We start from the raw sequence: 24,060 nt of genomic DNA, 5'->3' as shown, positions 1-24,060 counted from the left end.
TATCTTTAAAATAAACAAACCAATTAAAATCATGAAAAAGATTTCTCTGTTATTGTTCGTGGCCATGGCAATTACGCTGTTTTCTTGTTCGGAAGATGATGATGCCGGAAAACAAGAATATTTGATTGCGACGCCTTTGACATCAAATTTACAGCAATTCAAGGAAGAGGCGGTTGCGATAAGCGAGCCTGTGCCAATTAGAGAATCGGGTAAGATATACGCCTATAAAGATTATGTCTTTGTGAACGATGTAAATTTGGGTATCCATATTTTAGATAATAGTAACCCTGAGGTACCACAGAACGTAGCTTTTATCAAACTTGAGGGCAATAATGATATTTCGATTAAAGACGATAGGTTGTATGCAGATAGCTATGGAGATTTAGTAATTTTTGATATTTCCGATGTAAATAATATTCCTACTGCGAAGCGAATTGAAAATGCGATTTACCAAGAATTTTGGTGTACGGTAGGTTTTGATGTTGATTGGCCTGAGGCTGATTATATCGATTATGGTGATTTTAATTCGAGCAATCAGGCTATTATAGGTTGGGAAGTAAAGACGGAAAGGCTCTCTGATGAAGAATTCGAAAGTCGATTCGGTTATAACGAAGATTTATATTTGGCAGAGGAGGCTTTTAGCTCTGATGCTCCGGTGAGCGATGGTTCAGTAGGGCAGGGTGGTTCGTTGGCAAGGTTTAAGATTGTGGGCGATTATCTGTATGCGGTAGAATGGTCTAGTATCAGCATTTTTGATATATCTGACTTAGATGCCCCAAAAACACTCGAAGATGTTTATACCGAAGGTGCTATAGAGACTATTTATAATCAGGGTGAGATATTATTTTTAGGTGGGCCCCAAGGTATGTATATATATGATATAAGTACACCGAGCAAACCCTCTTTTGTGGGTGAGTTTACGCACGGTACTGCTTGCGACCCGGTTGTGGTCGATGGTGATACCGCTTTTGTAACGTTAAGAGGTGAAAATTCTTGTGGTGGTACCGAAAGCGGACTTTACATTGTAGATGTGTCAAATTTGGCGAGCCCAGAGCTAAGGAAATTCTATCCATTAGATGGCCCATATGGTCTCGGTTTTAAAGGTGATCATCTTTTTATATGTGATGGGGCTTCTGGCCTCAAGGTCTATGATAAAAGTGATGTAGATAACCTGACGTTGTTAAACCATTTTGAAGATATTGTTACTTATGATGTAATCCCTTTGCCAAATTCACTTCTAATGATTGGGGATAAAATTTTGTATCAATATGAGTATTTAGAAAGTGATATTCGTTTGATAAGCACTTTTGATTTAAATTGAATGGATAAAATAAAAGTAAGTAACGCCCCGTTTTGTCGGGGCGTTTTTTGTTCCTACCTTATATGATGTAGGGGCAAATTAAAAAATTCAATTACTTTTGTTGCATCAAAAAACCATTAATGGCCAAGAATCTAGTAATAGTAGAGTCTCCCGCTAAGGCGAAGACCATCGAGAAATTTTTAGGAAAGGATTTTAAGGTAGAGTCCAGTTTCGGACACATTGCCGACCTGCCTTCCAAAGAGCTGGGGGTAGATGTTGACAACGACTTTGAACCTAAATACATCGTCGATAGCGATAAAAAGGCCTTGGTGAAAAAGTTGCGTGATCTTGCAAAAAAAGCGGAAACTATTTGGCTTGCTAGTGATGAGGATCGAGAAGGAGAGGCAATTTCATGGCACTTGGCAGAAACTTTGAGTCTCGATAAAAGTAAAACTAGAAGAATCGTTTTCAACTCAATTACCAAAAGTGCGATTCAGAAGGCTATTGAGAACCCCAGGGAAATCAACTATGACTTAGTTAATGCGCAGCAGGCCCGAAGAGTTTTAGATCGTTTGGTCGGTTATGAGCTATCACCTGTTCTATGGAAAAAAATAAAACCAGGACTTTCTGCCGGTAGGGTACAGTCAGTGGCAGTACGTCTTATAGTCGAAAGAGAACGGGATATTGAAGCGTTTACCGCAGAGGCTTCGTTTCGAATAGCCGCTGAATTCAAAACTTTAGAGGGTAGCGTTTTTGGGGCCAAGCTGAATAAAACCTTTGCTTCTAAAGAAGAGGCCGAGGCATTTTTGAAAAGTAATATCGGGGCAGATTTTTCGGTAGGCAGTTTAGATAAAAAGCCGGCAAAGAAATCACCTGCGGCTCCGTTTACCACATCGACCCTTCAACAAGAAGCTTCCCGTAAGCTTTATTTCTCCGTTTCGAGAACAATGCAAGTAGCGCAAAGGCTATACGAAGCAGGTTTAATTACTTATATGAGAACCGATAGTGTGAATCTTTCTAGCGAGGCCATCAATGCCGCTAAAGATGCCATTATCGACAACTATGGTGAAAAGTATAGTTCGGTACGTAATTTTAAAGGAAAGTCGAAGGGCGCTCAAGAGGCTCATGAAGCTATTCGCCCCACCGATATAACAAATCAATCACCTTCTTTAGAGCGTGATCAAATGAAGTTGTACGAACTCATCTGGAAACGTACGATTGCATCTCAAATGAGTGATGCGCAGTTAGAGCGGACCAACGTCAAGATTGCGGCTACGACCCATTCCGATTTATTTACCGCAAATGGTGAGGTCATCAAGTTCGATGGTTTTCTTAAGGTTTATATGGAAAGTGTCGATGAAGAAGATATTGCCGAAGAGCAGGAAGGCATGCTTCCGGCTATGAAAGTAGGTGAATCATTAAATAATAATTATATAACTGCTACCGAGCGTTTTTCAAGGCCACCATACCGTTTTACCGAAGCATCGCTGGTCAAGAAGTTAGAAGAGTTGGGTATTGGTCGACCATCCACATACGCACCAACTATTTCCACTATTCAAAATAGAGGTTATGTCGAGAAAGGTACCGTTGAAGGTACTGAGCGTAAATATGTTCAATTGCTATTAGAGGCAGGGGCCGTTAAAGAGAAGGGGCTATCTGAAATGGTGGGTTCCGACAAGGGCAAATTAGTTCCTACCGATATAGGTATGATTGTGAATGACTTCTTGGTAAGTCATTTTGCTAATATTTTAGATTATAACTTCACGGCAAAGGTCGAAGAAGATTTCGATGAAATTGCCGAAGGTGCTGAAGATTGGCAAAAAGTGATGAAAGCTTTTTATAAAGATTTTCACCCAACGGTTCTAGACGTACAAGAAAATGCAGACCGGGCAAGTGGTGAGCGAGTACTGGGTGAGGATCCTTCTTCGGGTCGACAGGTTTCTGTTCGGTTGGGCCGTTTTGGGCCGATGGTTCAGATAGGCACGGTCGATGATGAAGAAAAACCGAAATTCGCTAGCCTTTTACCGGATCAATCTCTAAATACTATTACCTACGATGAAGCAATGGAGCTTTTTAAACTACCGCGAAAATTGGGAGTTTATGAAGGTGAAGAAGTAGAGGCCAATGTGGGGCGATTTGGACCATATGTACGTTTCGGAAAGAAATTTGTTTCCTTAGAAAAAGGTGAGAGCGCATTTGATGTCGATTTTGAGCGCGCTGTTGAGCTGATAAAGGAAAAACAGAAGGCAGACGCACCTATTTATTCTTATGAAAATAAAGATGTAACCAAAGGTACGGGTCGTTTTGGTCCGTTTATCAAATGGGACGGCATGTTCATAAATGTGAACAAGAAGTACGATTTTGATAATCTTTCCGAAGCGGATCTTATTGAACTTATAGAGGCGAAGAAGCAGAAAGAAATCGATAAGGTTGTGCAGAATTGGGAAGAGGAAGGCGTACGTATTGAAAAAGCCCGATGGGGAAGGCACAATATTATCAAAGGCAAAACTAAGGTAGAGTTGGCGAAAACTGTTGATGCCTCTAAAATGTCTCTAGAAGAAGCTAAGACACTGCTCGAAAAGAAAGCACCTAAGAAAAAAGCGAAGCCTAGGGCCAAGAAGAAATAATGGAGTAGAATCAATTAAGACGACATTTGAATAGACAGCGCCCCGATCATTTGGTCGGGGTGTTTTTGTTTAAAGTTATAAGTTCGATTATTATTTTTGATTAAAGTCAAATGTCGTCCGCTACTTCGATAGCGGTTATTATCTTTGGTAGCTTAAGGGCCGAGGCCCATTAACGATATAATTTTTAGAACTAAATGGAATTGGATTTTTTAGTGCCTGTTGATGATAAAGTGCTGGCTCATTGTGAGCTTTTGCCCCAACAGGCAATGGGCAAGCATATAAAAGTTCACTCTAAACGCGATGGCTTGCCTGAAATGAGTGCTGTAAAAATAGCTTTCTTGGGTGTAAAGGAGTCTAGAAATGCCTTTGAAAAAAAGCCTGAAAAAATTGATGTCTCTGCCATACGCATTCAGCTTTATAAACTGTTGCTGGGCAATTGGAGCTTTCGTTTGGCCGATATAGGCGATATCGAAGAGGGCGCTACGGTCGAAGACACCTATTTTGTGGTTAAAAATACCTTGACGGCTCTTTTGAAGCAAGGTGTAGTACCTATAATAATTGGTGCTACCCAAGATATTACCTATCCCGCATACCGGGCATTCGATGGTATAAAAAATCTGGTCAACTTGGTGGCTGTGGATAGTCGTTTCGATTTTGGTATGGATGATGAGCTGATTTCTTCCCATTCTTACATGAGTAAAATCATTACCGACCAGCCGAACAATTTATATAACTTCTCGAATATTGGGTACCAGAGCTATTTTAATGCTCAAGAAGAAATGGATTTGATGGAGCGGCTTTTCTTCGATGCTTACCGATTGGGTGAGCTGGGTTCCGATATTTCTTTGGCAGAACCGGTTTTAAGAAATGCCCATATGGTCAGTATGGATATGCGTGCCGTAAGAGCAAGTGAAATCGGTTTGCTCGATAATTTTTCACCGAACGGTTTTACGGGTAGAGAGATTTGTGCTATTGCGCGATATGCCGGTTTTAGTGATAAGGTCTGTCTGTTCGGCATATACGAAATGGAAAACGCCGTACAATCTAGTCAGTTGATCGCTCAGATTATATGGTATTTTATTGAAGGTTTCAATTTTAGAATTACCGAATCGCCATTAGAAGAACCTGAGAACTTTACAAAGTATAATGTGCCCTGTGACAGTGAGCAGTTGGTTTTTCATAAAAGTCATCTTACCGATAGGTGGTGGGTAGAGGTGCCTTCGGTTTTGGCCCCGCACACTAAAACCGATACAGTGGCGTTATTACCATGCACAAAAACTGACTATTTACAGGCATGCGACCAGAACATTCCAGAAAGATGGTTAAAGGCCTATAAAAAAGGGTTCAACTAAAATCATTGCTATATAAAAGGCTTTTGTACTAGGGCTTTAGCAGTCATGAATAGATAATATTGAGGATGCGAAAAAAATTAAAGTATAATTGCCGTCCATACAATAATTTAAATAAATCACAGTTTTAGAGTGTAGAATTAAATCATAGTATTTGCAGTTTATAACCAGAATCGAAATTTAACCTAAAGTATGAAAAAGCTATTGTTATCATCTATAGCGTTTGTTTTTTTGCTCAGCAGTTGCGGATCAAAAACAAAGGGAGAGCTAGTCGGGGCCCAAGGAAAAAAGTGGTATCCTGAGAAACCTTATGGGATGGAGCTCATTCCAAGAGGTTCTTATATCATGGGTAAATCTGAAGAAGACCAAGCTAAAATTCTTAACGCGCCAACAAAGACCGTAACGGTCAGATCGTTCTATATGGATGATACCGAGATTACGAATAGCGAGTATCGCCAGTTCGTAGAATGGGTGCAAGATTCCATCACAAGAACGCGATTAGCCGTTTTGGCAGATGAATTGGGTCTAGGGCCAGAAGATGGAGGTATTGGTGAATACGCATTTAAAGATGCCGATACGACTAGACTTTCTGCATACGATAAGTACATGCTGGATAATTATGCCGGTATGGGCGAAACTGGTTTTGAGGGTAGAGGTCTCAATAAAGACCAAGATCTTATTTGGGATATTTCAGATTACCCAGATGAATACTATACCGAAGTTATGGATTCGCTTTATATTCCAGAGGAGGAATCTTATAATGGCCAACGTACAGTCGATGTAACAAAATTGAAATATAAGTATAGCTGGATGGATATCGAAGCTGCCGCTCGTTCAAGAAAGGGTAGTAGAAAAGACTTTATCCGTCAAGAAGAGTTAGAGATTTATCCTGATACTACAGTTTGGATCCGTGATTTCGAATATTCTTATAACGAGCCAATGCATAACGATTATTTCTGGCACGATGCGTATAGCGATTACCCTGTAGTGGGTGTTTCTTGGGCACAGGCAAGAGCCTTTTGTAATTGGAGAACTAAGTTCAAGAACGATGATCAGAAAAGTAAAGGTAAGCAGTTTGTAAACCAGTTCAGGTTACCTACCGAAGCGGAGTGGGAGTATGCTGCCAGAGGTGGTATCGAAGGAGGAACTTACCCTTGGGGTGGTCCTTATGTTATAAGTGACACAGGTTGCTTTATGGCCAACTTCAAGCCGCAAAGGGGCGATTATGCAGCCGATGCAGCATTATATACTGTTGAAGCGAAATCTTATGAGCCTAACGACTTTAACCTGTACAATATGGCGGGTAATGTATCAGAGTGGACCAATTCTACCTACGACCCGAACTCTTACGAATTCGTTTCAACGATGAACCCTAACGGAGGTGATGGCGCCAACGCTAGAAAAGTAATTCGCGGCGGTTCTTGGAAAGATGTTGCTTATTTCCTACAAGTGAGCACAAGAGATTATGAATATGCTGATTCGGCCCGTAGTTATATCGGTTTTAGAACCGTTCAAGATTACATGGGTGAAGAAGATTCAACACAATAATTAAATTTTGCCCATTATAAAAACCAATGCGGAATTGGGTACCGTACATAATTAAAGTTCAAATACACCGTTCTGAATTGCAGTATTTTGAGTGATGAAGAACAAAATTTCAAATAGTAAACCAAATCTTTATTTTTAACATTAAATTTCAAATTAAATCTTAAATTATGGCACAGTCAAAATCAACAAAGAAACTCTTTAACATGGCCTATGGCCTTGGAGCATCGGTAGTAATCATTGGTGCGTTATTTAAAATCTTACACTGGGAGCTTGGCCCCCTTAACGGTGGTGTCCTACTCGCTATCGGTCTGATTACTGAAGCACTTATTTTTGCTATTAGTGCATTTGAACCTGTAGACGATGAGTACGATTGGTCTTTGGTATACCCAGAATTGGCCGGAGCTGAATCTCAAGGTAGAAAATCAAACGAAGCTGTTGAGATAAAAGAAGCTGAAGCTTCATTATCGGCTAAGTTAGACAACCTATTGAAAGAAGCTGGTGTTGATGCCAACTTGATGGAGAGTCTTGGATCTAGCATTCGTAACTTCGAAGGTGCTGCAAAAGGCATCGCCCCGACAGTTGATGCAATGGAGTCTACTAGAAAATACTCTGACGAAATGGTACAAGCTGCCGCTCAGATGGAGTCTTTAAACAGTCTTTATAAAGTTCAATTAGAAAGCGCAAGCAAGCAAGCAACAGTAAACGAAGAAGTAGTACAAAATGCTTCTGCCCTTAAAGATCAGATGGAATCTTTAGCAACTAACCTTTCTTCTTTGAATGGAGTATACGGTGGTATGTTGACCGCAATGACAAGAAACTAATTAGATATTAGTATCCCCAAATCATTAATTAATAAAATCTAATTAGAAAACATGGCAGGAGGAAAACAAACACCACGTCAGAAGATGATTAACCTAATGTACTTGGTTTTCATCGCAATGTTGGCGTTGAACATGAGTAAAGAAGTACTTTCAGCTTTCGGTATTATGAACGAAAAGCTAGAAGCTTCTAACGCCAAAACAATAGAGAGTAACGAAGCCTACTTGGCAAATTTAGAAACGAAAGCTTCTGAAGATGCTGCTAAGTATAAAGAGTTATACGAAAACGCTCAGAAAATAAAGGCGATGTCCAAAGATTTTTACGATTATTTGGATGGTCTTAAAACTGAGATGATGGAAGGGGTCGAAGACCCAAAAGATTATGTGGTAATGGATAAGTCTGATTACCTTGATCAAAAATTCTTCCAAGGAGATGGCCTTTCAGAAGGTGGAGAAGAGTTCTTAAGCCGAATTCACAATTATCGTGATAAAGTTTCATCAATGGTTCCTAAGGGTATTAAATCTTCCGTAGAGGCTAGGTTTGAAACTAACGAAGTTACGAAGCGTGACGGTTCTAAGCAAGATTGGATCAACTACCACTACGAAGGTTTCCCTCAAGTGGCTTCTTTGGCCAAATTGACTGCGCTACAAGCCGATATTAAGGCTACCGAAGAGTCTGCTTTGAAGGCAATGCTTGAAGGTGAGTTGAGTGATCAAGTTTCTTTGAAGAACTTTCAAACTTCTTTGTTCGGTAGTAAGTCTGCTTACTATAGTGGAGAGAAATACGATGGTAAAATCATTATCAGTAAAACAGATAACAGTTCTAAGCCGGTTCGTGCTGAATTGACCTTAGATGGCCGTAAGCTTTCAGAAGGTTCTGATTACAAACTTGAAGAAGGTGGCGTTAAATTGTTGATCGGTGCTGGTGCACCTGGTGACCATGAAGTTAAAGGTAAATTATACTTTCAACAAGATGGTGAAGAGATTGAGGTGCCTGTAAGCAACTCTTTCGCTACAATAAGCAAGCCAAATGCTGCTTTGATCGCTGCTGATAAGATGAATGTTGTTTATAGAGGTGTTGCTAACCCAATGTCTATCTCTATACCTGGTATACCTAACAACAAAGTGAACGCTTCTGCTCCTGGTCTTAAGTCCGTAAGTGGTAGTAAGTATGTTATGAACCCAGGAACAGGAAGAACGGTAACTATCGTTGCTTCTGGTAAATTGCCAGATGGTCAGTCGGTTTCTTCTAAGTCTGAATTCAGAATTAAAGACATACCTAGACCTTCAGGTACTGTTAGTAAGCAAGATGGTACGGTTAAAATGCCACGTAACAACATGGCTATAGCTACTGTAGGTGCGATGTTAGAAGACTTTGATTTTGATTTGAACCTTGCTGTTAGCGGTTTCAAATTTAAAGTACCTGGTCAGCCTACCGTAAGTGTTAGTGGTAATAAGTTGAACGGCATGGCCAAGACAGCTTTAAAAAGAGCTAAGAGAGGTGATGTGGTTCAAGTATTCGATATCGAAGCTTACATTACAAATAACAAAAGTTACAAGTTGAAGAAAGTATCTCCGGTAGTTGTGGAGATTACAAACTAATAATTAAGTTAAAAACCGGGTAATCGATAAGATTGCCCGGTAATTTAAAATTGATAAACATGAATTGGAAAAATGTTTTACTAATCGGAGCAGTGACTTTGTTGCCAGTTTCCATGATGGCTCAAGCGAACATCTTGAACGCTAAAAAGCCTGAGGAAATAGGAATGAAGACCGAAGCACAAAAGGCTTTGGATAATGATGCCCCTTTGGAGTACGGATACGTTGATGATCGCGATATCTTATGGTCTAAGACAGTATGGGAAGTTATTGACCTTGACGAAAGGGTTAATTTTCCCCTGTATTATCCAACGGACACCATCGATATAGGTAACGACAGAAGATCGTTATACGATGTACTTTTAAAAAATATTAAAAATGGCGAGCTAAAAGATGTTTATGCCGATTCTTATTTTACCGATAAGCGTAAATTTGGCGATCTTGAGGCTACGTTGCAAAAAGTTGATACGACCGATTACGGTTACGAACAAATTAATGCCGGTGAAGAAGTTTCTCCTGAGTATATCATGAGACGAGATATTACGGCTGCCGATATTGAAGAATATCGTATAAAAGGTATGTGGTATTTCGATAAGCGTCAAGGTGAATTAAAATACCGTCTTTTAGGTATTGCACCTGTTGCTCCCGATGTGAACTTCATCGATGATGAGTCTATGGATCCAGCAGATGCTAAAGTTGAACTTTTCTGGGTTTGGTACCCTGACGCAAGAAACATTTTGCACGAGGCCAAAGTTTTCAATCAAAGAAATTCAGCGCAGCCTATCTCTTTTGATATGTTGTTGAACGCTAGAAGATTTAATGGTGTGATCTATAGGGAAGACAATGTTCATGGTGATCGTAAGGTCAATGATTACATTCCTGATAATGCACTTTTCCAGTTATTGGAAGCCAATAGAATACAAGAGGTCATTCGTGACCGTGAGCAAGACATGTGGGCTTATTAAGCCTTAAGAATATTCCAATTCAATATAATGAGCGCCTCGAATTTTCGAGGCGCTTTTTTTTTGTTGCAAGAAATTAGGATCAATTAAAATTTGCATTGGCTACCTTTGGTGGCATGTTAGATTATTTAGTGATAGGGTTGGGCTTGGCCGGTATTTCTTTTTGTGAGCGACTTGAGGAAAAAAACAAAGCGTTTAAGGTAATTAGTGATGCTTCACAGACCTCTTCAATAGTTGCGGGCGGGTTGTATAATCCCGTTATTTTAAAACGATTTACTTTAGCGTGGAAAGCTGACGAGCAATTGCAATTGGCAAAAGAATTTTACCAAGCTTTAGAGGTGAGATTGGGAGTGCAGTTAGATTATCCGGTTCCGGTATACCGACGTTTTAATTCAATCGAAGAACAAAATTTATGGTTTGAATCTACTGACAAACCAAAACTCAAAAGATTTCTTTCTCCGCAGATTCATCCAAATAAAAATATTAGTGTAGATGCTCCTTTAGGTTATGGCGAGGTACTGTATACAGGGCGAATCGATACTAAAAAATTGGTTGAAAGTTATAAAGAGCATATGCTCAAAAAAGACTCGTTGATATCTGAAAGTTTTGATTATAATCTGCTTGCGATCAAAGAAGGTTTTCTTCAATACAACAATTTAAAGGCAAAAAAGATTGTTTTTGCGGAAGGCTACGGAATGATGAACAACCCCTATTTCAACCACTTGCCTATGAAAGGTAATAAGGGGGAGTATTTACTTATCAGCGCCCCCGAACTGAAAATTAATTTCGCGCTTAAGTCATCGGTTTTTGCAATTCCCCTAGGTAATGATATATATAAGGTAGGGGCCAATTATGAGTGGAAAGATAAAACCAACGAACCTACAGAAAAAACAAGATCTCAGTTGGCGAAAAAATGGGAATCGTTTGTGAAATGCGATTACGAAATAATAAATCAGTTAGCTGGGGTAAGACCCACTGTAAGTGATAGAAGGCCATTGGTGGGTCAACATCCTGAACATAAAAACTTATATGTGCTTAATGGTTTTGGGTCAAGGGGCGTGCTAATTGCACCATATGCATCGGGCCAGTTATTGAGCTATATCGAAGATGATAGACCATTAGATGCAGACCTGGATATAAATCGGTTTAAGAAATAAATGTTTAAACAGAGGCGTCAGCAGCACTTTCATCATATTTTACAAAGAAGTTGATCCAAATGTTTCTAGAAAGTCTGATGATAACTGGCATGAATACGACCATAGTCACCACGATGGCAATAAATGTACTGATTAAGGAAGCTTTAAAAATAAGAAAGGCCGTAACAAATGCGGCAACCGCAAAAGCAATTCCTACTGCGTAACTTACATACATGGCCCCGTAGAAAAAAGAAGGTTCCATTTTGTATTTCAGTCCGCAGTGTGAACAACGTTCGTTCATTTTAAAAAGGTGACCGATACTATAGGGGTTTTGGTCAACATACATGCTTTCTTTGTTGCATCTAGGGCAACTTCCTGTTAAAATGCTGTATAGTTTGTTTCCTTTTTTTAACATTTGCAAAACTTTTAATAAAGGTAAGCAATACTGCGATTTTTATCGGTAACATTTATTACGATCTAAACGTTTTTGTCAGTGCGGTTATTAGGTTAAATTACGAAACACAAAGACAGAATACAAAATTCGAAACCAGCTCACATGTTGAACATCCATAACCTTTCCGTTTCTTTTGGCGGTGAATATTTATTTGAAGAAATTTCTTTTCGATTGAACGGAGGGGACCGAGTCGGGCTGATAGGAAAGAACGGTGCCGGAAAATCTACCTTGCTTAAGCTACTGTCAAAAGACTTCGCCCCGGATTCTGGAACGATTGCCATGGAGAAAAATATCAGAATCGGCTTTCTTCGACAAGATATCGATTTTGAGGAAGGCCGTTCGGTCTTGGAAGAGGCTTATCAAGCCTTTGAAGAGATTAAAAAAATGGAACTACAACTTGATGAGGTCAATCATCAATTGGCAGAACGTACCGATTATGAAAGCGAAGGCTACAATCAGCTTATCATAGATTTGAGCGATTTGACCCATCGATATGAAATATTGGGTGGTTATAATTATCAGGGCGATACTGAAAAAATACTTTTAGGTCTTGGTTTTAAGAGAGAAGATTTTGACAAGAAGACCGAAACCTTTTCAGGTGGCTGGCGTATGCGAATTGAACTGGCTAAATTGCTATTGCAAAGTAATGATGTTCTTCTGCTCGATGAGCCTACCAACCACTTAGATATTGAGTCTATAATTTGGTTAGAGCAGTTTTTGAATAATTACGCTGGTGCCGTGGTCATCGTCTCTCACGATAAAATGTTTTTGGATAACGTTACCAATCGAACTATTGAAATCTCGTTAGGTCGTATTTATGACTACAATAAACCGTATACCGAATTCTTGAAGCTGAGGGGTGAAATCAAAGAACAGCAATTAAACGCCCAAAAGAACCAAGAACGCGAGATTCAACAAGCAGAGAGACTTATTGAAAAGTTTAGGGCAAAGAGCAGTAAGGCTTCTATGGCGCAATCTTTGATCAAGAAATTGGACAAGATGGAGCGAATCGAGGTCGACCAAGATGATAATGCCGTAATGAATCTTCGCTTTCCAGTTTCGGTCACTCCCGGAAAAGTGGTCGCCGAAATTGAAGGTCTTTCAAAGAACTACGGTGAGAAAGAGGTGTTGAGCGATATTAACCTTTTATTAGAGCGAGACAGTAAAACGGCCTTTGTTGGTCAAAACGGACAAGGAAAGTCAACTTTGGCAAAAATTATGGTTGGCGACCTTGACTATGAAGGTAAAATGAAGCTGGGGCATAATGTGCAAATAGGTTATTTTGCCCAAAATCAAGCCGAATATCTCGATGGCAATAAGACCATTCTTGATACCATGATAGATGCAGCTAACGAAAAAAATCGAAGCACGGTCAGAGATGTTCTAGGTTCATTTTTGTTTCGTGGTGATGAGGTAGACAAGTATGTAAAAGTACTTTCAGGTGGAGAAAGAAACCGTCTGGCCTTAGCAAAAATGCTGCTGCAGCCCTTCAATGTTTTGGTGATGGATGAGCCTACGAACCACCTTGATATTCAATCGAAAAACGTATTGAAACAAGCGTTAAAGAATTTCAGTGGTACATTGATCGTGGTATCCCATGATAGAGACTTCTTGCAGGGGCTTACCAACAAGGTCTATGAATTTAAAGACCATAAAATAAGGGAATATCTCGGTGATATCGATTTTTATCTTGAACAACGTAAAGCTGATGATTTTAGGGTGATAGAAAAGAAATCGGAAAAAGTAAAAGAAAGTACTGCAAAGCCAAAAAACAATAGTTTTAAAGACCAGAAAAAGGTTAAATCGCTTAGAAATAAACTGAGTTCGGTAGAGAGTAAGATATCCCAACTTGAAAAACAAATAGCGGATATCGATCATGAACTTCTAATGGATTATGATGCTACTATTGCCAAACCCAATTTCTTTGAGGGTTATCAAACCAAGAAGAAAGATCTAGAAGGTTTGATGGAAAGCTGGGAAGACATCACTCTTCAGCTTGAAAGAATAGGGGCTTGACCAGTTCAAAAAGGCAGTCGTTGAATTGGCTCACAACAAAATTGCTGGCTTTCACAACATAATAGGGCAGTTGACCGATAATTTTTGGTTTTTGACCATACATAAACGTATTTTGTAGGGTGTTTCTTAGTGACCAACCATTATAAAGAAAATAACCTTGTATGAAATCAGTATTTGCATATTTAGTTCTTTTTACCTTTTCTGTTAATATAATAATAGCCGAGGTACCTGCTGCAGAGAAAGAAGCTTTGATCGAGTTTTATCAAGCTACCAACGGTGAGAAATGGACCAATCAATGGAACTTGAATTCCGATGTTTCAAAATGGCATGGTATAAAAGTGATAAACAACCATGTTACTGAAATTAATCTTTTCAAAAATAATTTGAGCGGTACAATACCTGGTAGTATCGGAAAACTTAAAAGCTTAACGTTACTTAACTTGGCATTCAACTCCCTTACAGGTGAACTTCCTGAAGAAATGGTGAATTTGGTCAGATTAAGAACGTTAAAGCTTGAAATGAATCGCTTTAAAGGTGAATTGCCTATCGCCATGGGTGATATGAAAAGTCTGGAAGAATTTACGGCTTTCAACAATTTCTTAACAGGAGCTATTCCTGAAAGCATAGGAAAAATTAAAAATTTAAGAGTGCTTAATCTTTCAAGCAATAGTTTGAAGGGTGATATACCGAAATCGTTAGGAAGCCTTTCATCGCTTGAAAGTCTTGGTCTTTTCGAAAATACTTTAGAAGGTGCTATACCAGCAGAAATAGGTCAGTTGACTAAGCTTAAAGAATTGGTTTTGGCAAATAATCAATTAGGTGGTGAGGTGCCTTCTGAGTTTGACCAATTGGCAAGTTTAGAAGTTTTTCAAATTCAGAACAATAAGTTCGAGTCTGTGAAAAACTTGGAGCGCATGCGTTCTTCGCATGAATTTTTGGTTTTCGATTATGATAGAGACGATATAAAGCTCGATTTCAAAGATCCTAATTTCAGTAAGACCAGAATGGCAGATACGAAATTTGAAGATGAAGAAAGTATCGATAAGTAATAGATTACCGTAATTTAGATATAGGAAAGGGATGCAATTTTGCATCCCTTTTTAGCTTCTTAGACTTTTGATTACTTTAAGATACATTTAACTATAACGGCTGAAACTATTGGATAGTTTTGTAGTCAAACCACCAACTAGCTCTAAATTTATGAATACACGTAAAGTAGTCCTTTCCGTAATTGGAGTTCTATTAATTGTTTTTTCCTTTTTTGCCGCGAAGGCAATCATCGATAGTAAGACTACCCCTAAACCCCGCCCCGAAAAAATTGTTAAAACGGTTTTCGTAGATACGGTTCAGAATGGCACCGTACCCATTAAGGTGCCAGCCAATGGCAACCTTATTGCCAAGCAACGTGTAGAGTTGTACTCCGAGGTACAGGGCGTTTTTAGAAGAGGGTCTAAACTCTTTAAAACAGGTCAGCGTTACCGTTCCGGTGAAACAATTATCAATATAGACGCAGCCGAGTATACCGCTAGTGTGCAATCGGCAAAGAGTAGTCTCTATAATTTGATTACTTCCATTATGCCGGATTTAAGATTAGACTACCCGGAAATTTATCCCAAATGGCAAGAGTATTTAAGTAGTTTCAATGTAGATAAAACTATACCTCAGTTGCCAGAGATGACAACGGAAAAAGAAAAATTCTTTATATCTGGGCGCGGTATACTCACCGATTACTATAATATTAAAAATCTTGAGCAACGCTTGGCCAAGTATAGAATGGCGGCACCGTTCAATGGAGTTTTGACAGAAGCATTGGTGACCGAAGGTACTTTGGTTCGGTCGGGCCAAAAACTGGGCGAGTTTATCGATACGGGGGTATATGAACTTGAGGTCTCTATCCGTAAGACATTTAGCGATTTACTTAAAGTAGGCGAAAAAGTTGAATTGGTAAACCTTGAACGTACGGACACTTATGAGGGGGTAGTGTCTAGAATAAACGCGAGTGTTGATCAGGCGTCACAGACAATAAAGGCCTTTATTGAAGTGAAAAACGATAATTTGAGGGAGGGCATGTACCTAGAGGCTAATCTAAATGCCAAAGGTGAAGATAATGCTATTGAAGTCGATAGGGGGCTACTGCTGGAAAATGATAAAATTTTTGTGGTTAGAGACTCTATACTAGATCAGATAGATGTTAACCCTATTTACTTTTCTGATAAAAAAGTAGTTATTAAAGAAGTGCCCGACGGTACTATGATAGTATCTAAACCGGTAGTTGGCGCCTATGTGGGTATGTTGGTTAAGGTTTTCGAAGAACAGAGTAACCTTTAATATCTGCCTATGAAAAATATTATCTCTTATTTCATTAAGTACCATGTGGCGGTAGATGTCTTTATTATCGCCTTTTTTATCTTTGGTGTTGTGGGTATGCTAGGGTTGAACTCCTCTTATTTTCCCTTATCGGATTCTAAGAATATTACCATAAATATTACATACCCTGGGGCTTCACCCCAAGAGGTAGAAGAAGGTATTGTTCTTAAAATAGAGGATAATCTCAAAGGTCTTGAAGGTGTCGACCGGGTAACTTCTACTTCACGAGAAAATAGTGGTCTCATCAATGTTGAAATCGAAAAAGGCAGAGATATTGATTTTATGCTTCTCGAGGTCAAGAATGCAGTAGATAGGGTGCCTTCTTTTCCAACAGGTATGGAGCCCTTGGTCGTCTCTAAACTAGATGCGGTTCGAGAAACTATCAATTTTGCCATAAGTGGTGAAAATATTCCGCTTGCAGTACTGAAACAAATCGGTAGGCAGGTAGAGAATGAACTTCGAACCATTGATGGTATTTCTCAAATAGAAATGAGCGGTTTTCCCGAGGAAGAAATTGAAATAGCGGTTAATGAGAACAATCTTTTGGCCTACAATATTTCTTTCAATGAAGTAGCTCAGGCCGTGGCCAATGCTAATATTCTAGTGACCGGTGGTAATATCAAGACCGACACCGAAGAGTACTTGATTAGGGCTAACAATCGTTCTTATTATGGTCAAGAGCTTTCAAATCTAATAATAAGGGCCGATGCCTCTGGTCAAACCGTACGCTTAAAAGATGTTGCTATTATTCGAGACCGGTTTGCCGAATCACCTAATGCAGCTTACTTCAACGGAGAATTATCTGTTAGTACTACCATTACGAGTACCAATACCGAAGATCTTATTTCATCCGCTGAAAATGTAAAGGAGTATATAGAAGACTTTAACGCTAAACATAACAACATAGCATTGAGCGTTGTCAGTGATCGTTCAAAGACGTTGAATCAACGTACTGAGCTACTTACCGAGAATGCGATTGTGGGTATGATCTTAGTGCTCATTTTCCTTTCTCTTTTTCTCAACACTCGTTTGGCGTTTTGGGTAGCTTTCGGACTTCCGATTTCCTTTTTAGGGATGTTCATTTTTGCTCAATATTTTAATGTGACCATTAATGTTTTATCTCTCTTCGGAATGATTATCGTTATTGGTATTCTGGTCGATGATGGAATAGTGATAGCCGAAAATATATACCAACATTACGAAAAAGGAAAATCTCCCGTGCAAGCGGCCATTGATGGTACTATGGAGGTGATTCCTCCAATTGTTTCCGCCATTATAACCACCATCCTTGCCTTTTCGATTTTTTTATTTCTTGATGGAAGAATAGGGGAGTTTTTTAGTGAGGTATCGGTAATCGTAATTCTTACGTTAGTGGTTTCTCTGGTAGAGGCACTTATAATATTACCCGCTCACTTGGCCCATTCGAAAGCCTTGGCACCTATGGCTAAGAAGCCAAAATCGAAAATAGGTAGGGCATTTGCCAAATTACGCATGATCAATGAGATAGGTGACCGTTTTATGGTTTGGATGCGTGATAACATCTATACTCCGGCATTACGTTTCGGTCTGAAAAATAAAATATTGACTTTCGCTTTCTTCTTAATGGCGTTGATTTTAACGATAGGATCAATGGGTGGCGGAATTGTGCGGACTTCTTTCTTTCCGAGAATTGCAAGTGATAGAATAGCAGTTGAGTTGTTAATGCCCAATGGAACGCATGAAAAGGTTACTGATTCCATTATAAGCCTTATAGAAGAAAAGTCTAAAATAGTTAATCAAGAGCTTACCGAAAAATATCTTAAGGGTACCGGTAAGGAGCTTTTCGAGAATACGATTAGAAATCTCGGGCCGGGTTCTTCTACGGCGAGTTTAGAAATTAACCTTTTGCCAGGCGAAGAACGACCAGATGAAATCGTTGCTGACATGGTCACAAATCGACTGCAAGAGCTAGTTGGCCCAGTAGTCGGCGTAGAAAGTTTGATTTATGGGTCTGGCGGTAATTTTGGCGGCAGTCCCGTTTCGGTTTCCCTTTTAGGAAATAATATAGAAGAATTAAAGGCGGCAAAAATGGAATTAAAATCGGCAATGCTCAACAATTCACTTTTGAAGGATGTTGCCGATAATGATCCAGCCGGTATCAAAGAAATCAGGTTAGAGCTTAAAGAAAATGCCTATTTATTGGGATTGGATTTACGAACGGTAATGAATCAGGTCCGCGCAGGTTTTTTCGGTACACAGGCACAACGTTTTCAAAGAGGACAAGATGAGATAAGGGTTTGGGTTCGCTATGATAGATCGAATCGGTCTTCGATAACCGATTTAGATCAAATGCGTATTTCTACCCCAAGCGGGGGCAAGGTGCCATTGAACGAAATTGCCAACTACACGATAGAACGTGGCGATGTGGCCATAAATCACCTCGAAGGTCAACGTGAAATTCAGGTTACAGCTGATTTGAAAGATGAGAAAACCACTACGGCCACCGATATCATGTCAGATATTCGAACGAATATAATGCCTGAAATACACTCTAAATACCCTACGGTTGGGGCTTCATACGAAGGGCAGAATAGAGAGGCCAATAAAATGACCGACTCCCTCCGCGTAGTAGGCCTTTCGGTATTAATGCTGATTTATATCACTATCGCCTTTACTTTTAGAAGTTTTAGCCAGCCACTATTATTGATTTTAATGGTGCCTTTCAGCCTTACCGCTGTGGCATGGGGCCATTGGATTCACGGCTTTCCTGTAAATATGCTCTCTATGTTGGGCATTATTGCTTTAATAGGAATTATGGTAAATGATGGGCTTGTTCTGATTAGCAAGTTCAACACTAACCTTAGAAGTGGTATGAAATTCGATGATGCCATTTTCGATGCCGGTCGTTCACGTTTTCGTGCTATTTTCTTAACATCGGTTACAACTATCGCTGGTTTGGCACCGCTTCTTCTTGAAAAGAGTAGACAGGCACAGTTCTTAAAACCTATGGCGATTTCAATTGCTTATGGTATAGGTTTCGCCACAATACTTACCTTATTATTACTGCCATTATTTCTTTCATTTAGCAACAGGGCCAAAGTGGGTAAAAAGTGGTTGATTAAAGGCGGATCGGTAACCAAAGAAGAAGTAGAGAGGGCCATAATAGAGCAAGAAGAGGAGTATAAAATGCAGTCGGGGTCTATACATAGTTTAAATGGAAAGCACAACGATATAGATTTGCCGTCAAAACAATTGGAGGGTAAGCAAGAATAGTCAAGTATGAAGATATTTAAAATAGGTGCCTTGTATATTGGTATGGCATTTTTTACCGGAGCTTTTGCACAAGAGCAGGTACTTTCCAAAAATGAAGCTATTGAATTGGCATTAAAAAACAATTTTGATATTAGGGTTGCCCGAAATCAAGTTGAAATAGCCGATAATAATCAAGGTGTTTTAAATTCAGGATATTTGCCAACAGTTGCTGCCACGGCTGGTGCAAATTATAACCGCGATGATGCAACAATTGAATTTCCCGGTCAATTAAATGAAGACGGCAGCGCTAGGGCGGATCAAGATTTATATAAGGCAGAGGCCCAACGGTATAATTCCGCCTTAAATGTAAATTATACCTTGTTCGATGGTCTCGGTCGCTTTTATACCTATAAACAACTTAAAGAGCAATATCAATTAAGTGAATTGCAGGCAAGGGAAACCATTGAAAACACCCTGCTTCAGTTATTCAGTGTCTATTTCGAGGTAGCAAGGCTAACGGAGAATAAAAATGTGCTGCAACAGGCACTTGAAATTTCAATGCAGCGAATTACCAGGGCCGAATATGCTTTTGAATATGGCCAAAATACCAAACTTGATATTCTAAATGCACAGGTCGATGTCACCAATGACAGTATAAATCTGTTGAATACATTACAGCAGCTTGGTAATACCAAAAGAGATTTGAACGTAGTACTTAATCAAGATTTGAACAGAACTTTTGAAGTTGATACCTTGATATCCTTTATTCCAAAATTACGCTTGGAAGAACTGGTGGCACAAGCCGAACTTAATAATGTTGCAGTGCTTCAATCAGAAAGAAACCTTACCATTAATGAATATGATATTAAGGTGAACAGGTCGGGGTATTTACCGACGGTCGGGCTCACGGGTACTTATGGTTGGAACCTTAACCAAAGTGCAGCCTCCGCCTTTTTTCCTGGAACAAATAATGAAACTTGGAATTTTGGACTTGGAGCGAGTTTGACTTGGAATCTTTTTGATGGTGGGGGTACCACGGTGAGAGTCAAGAACTCAAAGATTGCCTATGAAAACCAAGAGTTGCAACTTGAACAAATACGATTACAGGTAGAACGCGATATTCAGAATGCGTTGGATATTTATGAAAATCGATTGAGTATTTACCAGATTCAAGAGCAGAACGTTATCACTAACAAAAATAATTTTGAACGTTCAAAAGAACAATTTCAATTAGGGCGTATCACCTCGATTGAATTCCGTCAGGCGCAAATCAATCTTCTAAATGCCCAGACGAATAAAAACTTGGCGAAGTACGATGCCAAACTGGCTGAATTACAATTGTTACAGCTTACAGGGCAATTATTGAATATTGAGCTTTAGAAGTAAAACCTCTTTTTGCCAGAGCCAGATTTTCTTTGTAGTATAGTCATAAATTAAAACATAAAACTATGTCTTCACCTATCGGAATAGGAATTATCGGAACGGGCTCAATCGTTAATAATTATATTAAATGTATTTCCGAACTCGAAGAAGCTAATTTAGTCGCACTGTATACTAAATCTTCAGATAGGGTTAAGTCGGCGGAAAAGCAATTCGGTGTACCGGTTTTTAGTAATGTTGATGAGTTTTTGGCTCAGAATAATCTTGATTTGGTCTGTATTTGCAATGAAAGCGGTAGACATGGCGAAGCCATTAAAGCCGCCGCTCAGGCAGGTAAGCACATTTTAAGTGAAAAACCTCTAGAAGTTACTACCGATAAGGTTGATGAAGTTATAAAAGTCTGTAATGAAAATGGGGTCAAACTGGGGTGTGTACTACAGAATAGATGTAGTGCCGACTATGTGCTTTTAGAAACTGCTGTTAAAGATGGTAAATTAGGAAAATTGCTAATGGGCAATGCCCATATCAATTGGTATAGATCAGAAGAATATTATTCGGGTAGCGATTGGCGGGGTACGTTGCAGTACGACGGCGGTGCAGCTTTTATGAACCAGGGCATTCATACCATTGACCTATTGATCAATTTAATGGGTGAGGTAGGTTCGGTGTATGGCAAGGTACAGACTAGGGTACATAGAATTGAAGGAGAGGATGTAGGCAGTGCCATATTGAATTTCAACGGCGGTGCGATCGGTAATATTACCGCAGGTACAGCCCTGTATCCAGGTTATCCGGAGCGGCTAGAAATTTATGGCGAAAAGGGTAGTGTTCTTATGGAAGCCGGTAAAATAGTAGAATGGAATGTTCCTGATACCACTGCGCCTAATATAACTTCAAAAGATGGGGATGGGTCCGGTGCAGCAGATCCGACCGCTATTGGGCATCAAAACCATAAAACCGTTCTTGCCGATATGTTGATGGCTATACAAGAAGACCGTTCTCCAATGGTTGGTGCAGATGAGGCAAGAAAGGCCGTTGCTGTTATCAATGCAATATATGATTCTTCAAAAAAGGAAAAATTGGTACAGCTTTAAATTGTCTAGATTGTAAGGGGTCTAATTTTGATTGAATAGGCGAATATGTACGAACATTTTTTTCAATGTCCATATTGTTGGGAAGAAATTTCAATGTTGATGGATCCTTCGGTTGCTAGACAGACTTATGTTGAAGATTGCGAAGTCTGCTGTAACCCTATTGAAATAACACCTCAATTTCAAGATAATGAGCTTGTAGCTTTTGAAGCTCGCGACATCGAACAATAGAATTAGTCTACTACTTTTATTTTACCACCAAAAACCTTGTCTTGATCTACATTTTTCGGGTTGCCATAAATGTAGATAGAACCACCGGCCCTTACTTTGGCTTTAACCTTGTCGCTAGCTTTTACATCGGCACGTCCACCAGCACTTACCACTACCGTAGTTTCTTCTGTATTCAGTTGCTTGTTATAGATTTTGCCACCTGTATTGACCATGGCCTCTTGAGTTTTGGCACTTCCTGTAAGGGTAATTTCACCTCCTGAAACAGATTTGGTATAGAGGTCGCTAAGCTCAACGTTGAGTTCGATTACTCCACCTTCCTGAGTTTTAATTTCAACGCGCTCATCGGTGGCAAAAGTTTCGTCCGACTTAATTTTGGCATTTTCATTAGCGTCAATTAATGTAAGGTCTTCTGTATAGTAAAGAGCAGCCAGGGCTTCATCTCCATCCAGAAAATTATCAAATTCCATTTTGATTTTGAGAAGGCCATCTTTGTTCGATATATTTACTTCATCTTTGTCGTCTCCTGTAATGACCAATTTGTTTGTTTCGCCTTTGACTAAGGTCACAATGATTCGGTCATAAGCTTTCACTTCGGTGAATTCTTCCAGTTCTTTCGTATTAGATTTCTGAGCGAATAATGCACCGGTAATTATGAATAGTGCAAACAAAATTATAGAATTTCTCATTTTCTAGTTTTGATTAAGAACTTTCAAATATACTTTATTTTATAAATGAAGGCGTGTCAGAAAACTTTGTCTTAAGGTGAGAATTTTTCCTTTTAAAGAGGTGAAAACAATATGTTTTGTAATTAAAATGATGGTTTGCTTTCTTGGTTAATAAAAACCTTTATTTTTAACAAAACCAAAACAATTATACTAACTTAATGAAGAAACTATTATTTAGCGCGGTGCTAATAGCAACCGTATTGCATTCCTGTACGTCAAAAAAAGCAATTGTCGATACTGAACCTGAACCAGAGAATGCTGAGAAAGTAGTTCAGGAACAAAAGGCGACAACCTCCGAGGCTACTACATCAAAGATATACACTGAAACCATACCGGCCACTGAGGTGAGTTTTGATATGGTGTCAATACCTGGCGGTCATTTTAAAATGGGTAGTCCAGAATCAGAAGTGAACCGCAAGGCCGATGAAGGGCCCCAAAAAGAAGTGGAAATCGACCCGTTTTATATGGGAAAATACGAAGTCACCTGGGATTTGTTCGAATTATTCTTTAAACAGAACAAAGAGCTTTTTGTTAAATTGGATGATGACCGTGTCATGAAAATTGACGCCATTACCAGACCAAGCCCCCCTTATGAGGATCCTTCTTACGGAATGGGTAAAGACGGTTTTCCCGCAGTTAGTATGTCCGCTTATTCCGCATTGGTTTTTTGTAAATGGCTGAGTACGATTACCGGAAAATTTTACCGTCTCCCTACCGAGGCCGAGTGGGAATATGCCGCTCGGGCTGGAACGGAAACTGCTTATAGCTTCGGTGATAACGTTTCCGTAATCGATGAGTATGCGGTATTCTATAAGAATTCTGGTAATAAGTATGCTGAGGTGGGCACTAAGAAGCCAAACCCTTGGGGGCTTTACGATATGCATGGAAATGCGGCGGAATGGACGTTGGACGAATACCGAGAGGATTCATACGCCAAAACCGATAATAAGAACCCTTGGGTAACGCCGACGGTTATACACCCTAGGTCGTATCGTGGTGGTTCTTGGGATGATGACGCCGATAAGTTACGTTCTGCAGCAAGAACGGCCTCTAGTTTAAAACTTCAAAAAAGAGATCCACAAATTCCAAAAAGTTTTTGGTGGTTTACCGACTCCAATTATGTTGGAATGCGTTTGGTAAGCCCTAAAGAACAGCCTTCACCGGAAGAACAGAAAAAGTTTTGGCAGACCGTTCTAGATGAATAGATTTTTGAAGACTTTAGAATC

The 24,060-nt window shown here is 39.5% G+C and carries 18 protein-coding genes; 16 read left to right on the top strand and 2 right to left on the bottom strand.

Going from position 1 to position 24,060, the window contains the following annotated elements; translation table 11 throughout:
* Positions 1 to 31 precede the first annotated feature (31 nt).
* The 8 genes from IV512_RS07835 (at position 32) to IV512_RS07800 (ending at position 11,360) form a co-directional block, all read left to right on the top strand.
* On the top strand, positions 32 to 1,321 hold the full coding sequence (locus IV512_RS07835) for an LVIVD repeat-containing protein (protein WP_209402180.1): 1,290 nt from the start codon (positions 32 to 34) through the stop codon (positions 1,319 to 1,321).
* 119 nt (positions 1,322 to 1,440) lie between these two features.
* Complete coding sequence (topA, locus tag IV512_RS07830; protein ID WP_209402178.1) at positions 1,441 to 3,927, top strand: type I DNA topoisomerase; 2,487 nt, start codon at positions 1,441 to 1,443, stop codon at positions 3,925 to 3,927.
* A 194-nt stretch (positions 3,928 to 4,121) separates the two neighbouring features.
* Positions 4,122 to 5,279 (top strand): formimidoylglutamase, encoded by a 1,158-nt coding sequence (locus tag IV512_RS07825; RefSeq protein ID WP_209402177.1) that lies wholly within the window; start codon positions 4,122 to 4,124, stop codon positions 5,277 to 5,279.
* Between the two features lie 189 nt (positions 5,280 to 5,468).
* Positions 5,469 to 6,824 (top strand): gliding motility lipoprotein GldK, encoded by a 1,356-nt coding sequence (gldK, locus tag IV512_RS07820; protein WP_209402175.1) that lies wholly within the window; start codon positions 5,469 to 5,471, stop codon positions 6,822 to 6,824.
* A 167-nt stretch (positions 6,825 to 6,991) separates the two neighbouring features.
* Positions 6,992 to 7,645 carry a gliding motility protein GldL gene (gene gldL / locus IV512_RS07815; protein ID WP_209402173.1) on the top strand — a complete coding sequence of 218 codons (654 nt, stop codon included), beginning with the start codon at positions 6,992 to 6,994 and terminating at the stop codon, positions 7,643 to 7,645.
* Positions 7,646 to 7,696: 51 nt separating this feature from the next.
* Entirely contained in the window at positions 7,697 to 9,244 is a 1,548-nt protein-coding gene (gene gldM / locus IV512_RS07810; protein ID WP_209402171.1) for a gliding motility protein GldM, read from the top strand.
* 59 nt (positions 9,245 to 9,303) lie between these two features.
* A complete protein-coding gene (gene gldN / locus IV512_RS07805) occupies positions 9,304 to 10,206 on the top strand; it encodes a gliding motility protein GldN (protein WP_100870911.1) in 903 nt (300 codons plus the stop codon).
* Positions 10,207 to 10,319: 113 nt separating this feature from the next.
* Positions 10,320 to 11,360, top strand: a complete 1,041-nt coding sequence (locus IV512_RS07800) for an FAD-binding oxidoreductase (protein WP_209402169.1) — start codon at positions 10,320 to 10,322, stop codon at positions 11,358 to 11,360.
* A gap of 4 nt (positions 11,361 to 11,364) precedes the next feature.
* Here IV512_RS07800 and IV512_RS07795 read toward each other — a convergent pair whose 3' ends face one another.
* Entirely contained in the window at positions 11,365 to 11,754 is a 390-nt protein-coding gene (locus IV512_RS07795) for a DUF983 domain-containing protein (RefSeq protein WP_209402167.1), read from the bottom strand.
* A gap of 141 nt (positions 11,755 to 11,895) precedes the next feature.
* Between IV512_RS07795 and IV512_RS07790 the strand changes: the two genes are divergently transcribed.
* The 7 genes from IV512_RS07790 (at position 11,896) to IV512_RS07760 (ending at position 22,109) form a co-directional block, all read left to right on the top strand.
* A complete protein-coding gene (locus IV512_RS07790) occupies positions 11,896 to 13,809 on the top strand; it encodes an ABC-F family ATP-binding cassette domain-containing protein (RefSeq protein WP_209402165.1) in 1,914 nt (637 codons plus the stop codon).
* A 161-nt stretch (positions 13,810 to 13,970) separates the two neighbouring features.
* Positions 13,971 to 14,858: a hypothetical protein gene (locus IV512_RS07785; protein ID WP_209402163.1), complete on the top strand. Its 888-nt coding sequence runs from the start codon at positions 13,971 to 13,973 to the stop codon at positions 14,856 to 14,858.
* A gap of 151 nt (positions 14,859 to 15,009) precedes the next feature.
* Positions 15,010 to 16,137 carry an efflux RND transporter periplasmic adaptor subunit gene (locus tag IV512_RS07780; RefSeq protein WP_209402161.1) on the top strand — a complete coding sequence of 376 codons (1,128 nt, stop codon included), beginning with the start codon at positions 15,010 to 15,012 and terminating at the stop codon, positions 16,135 to 16,137.
* A gap of 9 nt (positions 16,138 to 16,146) precedes the next feature.
* Positions 16,147 to 19,428, top strand: coding sequence for an efflux RND transporter permease subunit (locus tag IV512_RS07775; RefSeq protein ID WP_209402145.1), 3,282 nt, complete (start codon positions 16,147 to 16,149; stop codon positions 19,426 to 19,428).
* Positions 19,429 to 19,434: 6 nt separating this feature from the next.
* A complete protein-coding gene (locus tag IV512_RS07770; RefSeq protein ID WP_209402143.1) occupies positions 19,435 to 20,787 on the top strand; it encodes a TolC family protein in 1,353 nt (450 codons plus the stop codon).
* Between the two features lie 68 nt (positions 20,788 to 20,855).
* The gene (locus IV512_RS07765) at positions 20,856 to 21,881 is read left to right on the top strand and encodes a Gfo/Idh/MocA family protein (protein WP_209402141.1); all 1,026 of its coding nucleotides are present in this window, start codon (positions 20,856 to 20,858) and stop codon (positions 21,879 to 21,881) included.
* Positions 21,882 to 21,926: 45 nt separating this feature from the next.
* Entirely contained in the window at positions 21,927 to 22,109 is a 183-nt protein-coding gene (locus IV512_RS07760) for a CPXCG motif-containing cysteine-rich protein (protein WP_209402139.1), read from the top strand.
* A gap of 2 nt (positions 22,110 to 22,111) precedes the next feature.
* Here IV512_RS07760 and IV512_RS07755 read toward each other — a convergent pair whose 3' ends face one another.
* Positions 22,112 to 22,795 (bottom strand): head GIN domain-containing protein, encoded by a 684-nt coding sequence (locus IV512_RS07755; RefSeq protein WP_209402137.1) that lies wholly within the window; start codon positions 22,793 to 22,795, stop codon positions 22,112 to 22,114.
* Positions 22,796 to 22,992: 197 nt separating this feature from the next.
* Here IV512_RS07755 and IV512_RS07750 point away from each other — a divergent pair, with 197 nt between their 5' ends.
* Positions 22,993 to 24,039: an SUMF1/EgtB/PvdO family nonheme iron enzyme gene (locus IV512_RS07750; RefSeq protein ID WP_209402135.1), complete on the top strand. Its 1,047-nt coding sequence runs from the start codon at positions 22,993 to 22,995 to the stop codon at positions 24,037 to 24,039.
* The last annotated feature ends 21 nt before the right edge of the window (positions 24,040 to 24,060 follow it).

It is taken from the genome of Pseudozobellia sp. WGM2, assembly GCF_017810075.1.
Classification (GTDB): Bacteria; Bacteroidota; Bacteroidia; order Flavobacteriales; family Flavobacteriaceae; genus JADNYK01.
The sequence above is the reverse complement of the archived record's forward strand: the minus strand, read 5'-3'. Positions and strand labels throughout refer to the sequence as shown.